Annotated in this window: 4 protein-coding genes and 1 tRNA gene; 3 read left to right on the top strand and 2 right to left on the bottom strand. The window is 60.8% G+C overall.

Going from position 1 to position 4,459, the window contains the following annotated elements; translation table 11 throughout:
- The first annotated feature begins 91 nt into the window (after window positions 1–91).
- A tRNA-Leu gene (locus ABX749_RS23485) sits at window positions 92–177 on the top strand.
- A gap of 325 nt (window positions 178–502) precedes the next feature.
- Window positions 503–1,672: a DUF4347 domain-containing protein gene (locus ABX749_RS23480; protein WP_372898141.1), complete on the top strand. Its 1,170-nt coding sequence runs from the start codon at window positions 503–505 to the stop codon at window positions 1,670–1,672.
- 117 nt (window positions 1,673–1,789) lie between these two features.
- On the opposite strand, the gene ABX749_RS23475 is transcribed toward ABX749_RS23480, so the two are convergent.
- Entirely contained in the window at window positions 1,790–2,431 is a 642-nt protein-coding gene (locus tag ABX749_RS23475) for a hypothetical protein (protein WP_372898140.1), read from the bottom strand.
- A gap of 28 nt (window positions 2,432–2,459) precedes the next feature.
- Here ABX749_RS23475 and ABX749_RS23470 point away from each other — a divergent pair, with 28 nt between their 5' ends.
- Window positions 2,460–3,302: a hypothetical protein gene (locus ABX749_RS23470; RefSeq protein ID WP_372898139.1), complete on the top strand. Its 843-nt coding sequence runs from the start codon at window positions 2,460–2,462 to the stop codon at window positions 3,300–3,302.
- A 113-nt stretch (window positions 3,303–3,415) separates the two neighbouring features.
- Here ABX749_RS23470 and ABX749_RS23465 read toward each other — a convergent pair.
- Window positions 3,416–4,459 (bottom strand): hypothetical protein (locus ABX749_RS23465; RefSeq protein ID WP_372898138.1); only part of this gene is annotated, 1,044 nt, incomplete at its 5' end.

The raw sequence follows: 4,459 nt of genomic DNA, 5'->3' as shown, positions 1-4,459 counted from the left end.
TGGAAACCGCCAGTGGAAACAAATGGCGTGATTCCACGGTCATCCCTGGTCAAACCCGTCGGCCGGCGGTTAAACTTTCCGCCACGCTGCCGCCCGGGTGGTGGAATTGGCAGACACAGGGGATTTAAAATCCCCCGGCCGCTTTAGGCTGTACCGGTTCGAGTCCGGTCCCGGGTACTTTTCTTTTGTCGCCGCTCGCTGCCGGCACGGCGATTTTTCTGCCCGCCATTTTTCTGCCATCCCGTCGCGGTTCTTCAATCGCTACGCGCGATACAGGCGTTAGCGTTCGCCTGATCGGCAGTGATTGGCAACGACCGAGGGAAAACCCTCGTGTTTCACTTCGGAGCGGGTTTGCCCTCAGCCGTTATCTGTGATGACGAAGGTCACGTGTCGTGCGTCTGGTGCGCGTCTGTGGTGCAACGTGACTTGCGATTCACCCTCCCCCAATCTTCAACTTCCGTGGACGCCCGGCGCGTCTTCGGTAGCGGAGCCGGCTATCACTATGAATCCCACCCAACGCACGTCTGTTCCCCATCGCCGTCGCTACTCAGAACCGCTCGAAGAACGAGTCTTGATTGATGCCGATGTGTCGGACTTCATCGCCATGGATGGAGCCCATGATCCCCACGATGCCAGCGCGTCGCCATCGGGCCAAGGGCCAAAACGGAAACCTCGCACGGTGTCCTGGTATGGCCGCATGGACAGCGGTTCGAGTGAAGTGCCGGGGCTGCATCCGCGTCAATACGCCTTTGTCGACGTAACGGTCCAACAGCACGAGTCGCGGGTCCAGGACCTGGTCCGCAACGGCCAACCCTTGGAGATCATCTACCTGGACCCGAAACGAAATGGGATTCAGCAGATGGCCGAAACGCTCACCGGCGAAGCCAACTTGGATGTCGTGTATCTCATTTCCGATGGCTGGGACGGGCTCTTGCAACTCGGGGATCAAGCGATTGATCGCGCCGATCTGGCACTCGACCATGCCTCGTCGCTGCGGGCCATCGGTGCCTCGCTGGCCGCCGATGGTGACTTCCTGCTTTATGGATGTGGTCTGGTCGGTTCCACCGCCGGGCTGAACCTGATCGATGCGCTGTCTCGCTTGACCGGGGTGGAAGTCGCGGCGCTGGATGCATCGCTCGGAAATGTTCCACTTGATGAAAACTGGGAATTGGAGCTGCTGCGTAGCGAGTCGGTCGGACAGCATTGCATCTGTGTGTCGGCCTCCGGTACCGAGGGGCTCGCGACTTTCACGCACGCGGCGATCATGCCGCCCCAGCAGTCGACCGATCAGCAGTCGACCGATCAGCAGTCGACCGATCAGGAGCCGACCGGGTCACCGGGGCAAGCCCGATTCGATCGCGGTGCGTTTAATATCAACGTCGTGCTCGAAACCAGCTCCTGCTCACCCTGGTGCGCAGGCTTTTCGCCCCATTTCGACGTGTTTCACCCACGTGGCATCCGGGTCGATGGGTTTGCGATCTACGGCGGCAACCTGTCTCCCGCTGTCGAAAAGGTCTTGACCGCCGCCAGCGAAATCGCCTCCGCCATCGGCGGCAATCGGAGCGACACGCAACTGGTCGGCGCCTCGGCGTCTGCGCAGCGATCGATTTGGCACGGTAGCCCGAACGACTCCGGTGCCTTCGGTGTGGGGTGGGCGTTGGTGACCGGTTGATCCTGATCGACAGGCGAGTGAACTGGAACATTTAAACAGTGGACGGCACACGAGACGCTCGTCCCGCCGATTTGACGGAACTTGTTGGGCCGACGACTGTCCAAGGCGATAGACTCTTTACTGTGTCTTCTCAAAACGTTCGTTGACCGTCTTGTTTCTCGTTGCGGGGTCGGATGTGGCTGGTCGAATCAATTTTCCGTGCGGCACGTGCGCGCAAACGCTGGCCGTTGATTCCTCAGCGGCTGGAAAACAGGTGCAATGCCCCAAGTGCCAGGCACGGTCGGTCGTCCCCGCATCGACCAGGCCCGCGGCGGGAACTCGCACCGCTGCGCCACCACGATCCGCGCCACCACGGCCCACGCCATCACGGTCCACGAAGCCGACAGCTCCCAGTCCAGCGGCGTCCAGTGCTGCGGCTTCCGAATCAACGATCGTGTCGTGCCCCCATTGCCGGACGAAGATGTCTGTCAAGCTGCTGGCTAAGCCTGCGGTGACGGCCTGTCCCCAGTGCAGGACGCAGGTGCGGCTGCCCGCCCGGTCACCAAGTCCGTCGCCGGTTCGGATGCCCGCGCCGCAGCCGAGTGCCGCGCCGGCCGTTTCGTCGCTTCCCCCAACGCCCGTCGCCCCCGACCCGTTCGATTTGCGGCAACTGGACTTGCCGCCGTCCGCGACACCGAGCGGCGGAAGCTTTGCGTCCCACTCGCCCAGGACGACATCGGGGGCGAACTCCGCAACGAAGCTGTTGGCGTGGATTGGCAATCATCAGCTGGTAACGGCGATCATTCTCTTGAACGTTGTCGCTTTGGCCTCATCGATCCTCTATCCGCCGCTGTTGTTGGTTTGCGCCGTCCAATTGCCTGTGGGATTGGTGATCGTCGGAGCAATGTTTCTGCCGCGATTGCATCTTGTCGAAAGCGTGTCCAAAGCGGTCGGCGGTCAAATGGCCGGTCTTGGGGCTGGTGGAGTCTTGTTGTTGATCCTGGCGGTCGGTGCGAAAGCCGGATTACGGATCGCGCGGCGAAGTAGCCGAAATGAGAACTTAGACTTTTCGGGCTTCGATCCGTCTAGTTTGGGTGCCATGGCCGGAGCGCTGGCCGTCGCGGTCGGTGTCATCGCCCTGGTCATCTACTTGTGGAAACTGATCGGCATCGTTCGCGTGATTGCGGCCGGCTATCTGTTGGAAATGTCCACCCTGCTGTTGCTGTTGATGATCGGCGGAGCGGTCAACTCCCGTCGAGACGCGGAGATGGCGCGCCGGCATGAAGATACGATGGCCAAGATGCAACGCCCGGATTGGGCGACTGCGGGATTTGAAAACCCGGGATTCAATCACCCGGGATCCAGGAGGATGCGTCAAGGAAACGCCGGTCAACCGAATGCGTCTGAGATTCGAGTCATCGTGATGCACGGGCCGAACCCCGATCTCGGGAAGGTGCGGGAGACGTTCCTGGCAAAGGCCGGCAACCCTGACCACGAGTCTCAAGCGAAAGGCCCGATGATGACCGAGTGGGTCATTCAGGACACACGCAGCCCGGGCGAGCTGGCTGAGCTCGTCGACTTTGGCCGCGTGTTATCGGTGAGCGAGTTCGGCAGGACGATCCGCGTGGGGATGCCACGCAAGCGTCCGTAGCGAACAGCGTTGGTGTGTGGCCCCTGCTAACGCAGGCGGGCTTCCGTTCAATACCCCAACGCGAAGCGTCGTCTGTTTGGGATGGGGCCCGTCGGCTCGCGCCAAACGGCTGATCATCGATTGACATCAGCCGGTTCGGCCGTTGCGGCGGCTTCTTCGCTGCTGGGGCGAATCGCTTCGAAGTAGGTTCGCACGGTTTCACGAACGCCCATGGGCAGCGGTTCGGAGTCGAGCACGGCTTCGGCTTGGCGGCGGAAGTCGTTGTACTTGCCGGCGTAGGCGCGTACCGCGTCTTGTTCGCCCTCGGGGGCCTGCGTGATTTCGGTTTCGCTGGGACCTTCGCCTTGAACGCCGGTCAGCTGCTCTTCGTTGCGGGTGCTGTTGAGATTGGTCGCCTTGTCACCGAGCGGCTGGCCGCTGGAGGCGATGCCGGCTTTGGTGCTGGGGCTATTCGACTTTTTGGCGATGTTGGATTGGCATTGGCCGCGGCACTGCCCTTTGCATTCGGAGAGGCGATTGAGTTGGCAGGACATGCACTGGCCGATCTTTTTGCACTGGCCCTGTTTTTTGCACTCGCTGGCCAACTTGGACAGGCAGGCCTTGCATTCTTTCATGTTCTTGTTGCTCAGGCCTTCGGCGAGTTGCGAGATCGACTCACTGAGTTGGCCGTTCTTTCCTTGGCTGAGTTTGGCCACCATTTTCTTCAGGTTGTCGGCGACGGCGCGGCGTTGTTTATCACCGATTTTGGACGGGTCGACTGATTCCAGTTCTTCGCTGGCCTTTTCGTAGTCTTCAGACTCCAAGGCCTTGGCGGCTTGTTGCAGTTGGTCGGAGGGTTTGATGGCGGCGGCGAGCGCTTGCATGGTGGCATCGGTCATTTCTAATTGCATCGCTTCGCGTGCTTCGGCGAGTGCTTGCTCCATTTCCGACAGCGACGCCATCAGGTCGTTTTCGTCGATCGATTCGGATTCCATCTCGTCGACTTTTTCACGCAGCTCTTCGAGTAACTTCTCGATCTCGGGGTCTTCGTGTTCTTTGGCGAGTTCTTCGAGTTCGGGCAACATCGTTTCGCGAAGTGCCATCGATTGTTCGGTCGCCAGTGCGAGCACGGGGTTGGCGTCGACCTCATTGAGCCCGCCGCTGGTCAGCGCGAGGAC

This window comes from Stieleria sp. (genome assembly GCF_041595215.1).
Lineage (GTDB): Bacteria > Planctomycetota > Planctomycetia > Pirellulales > Pirellulaceae > Stieleria > Stieleria magnilauensis.
The sequence above is the reverse complement of the archived record's forward strand: the minus strand, read 5'-3'. Positions and strand labels throughout refer to the sequence as shown.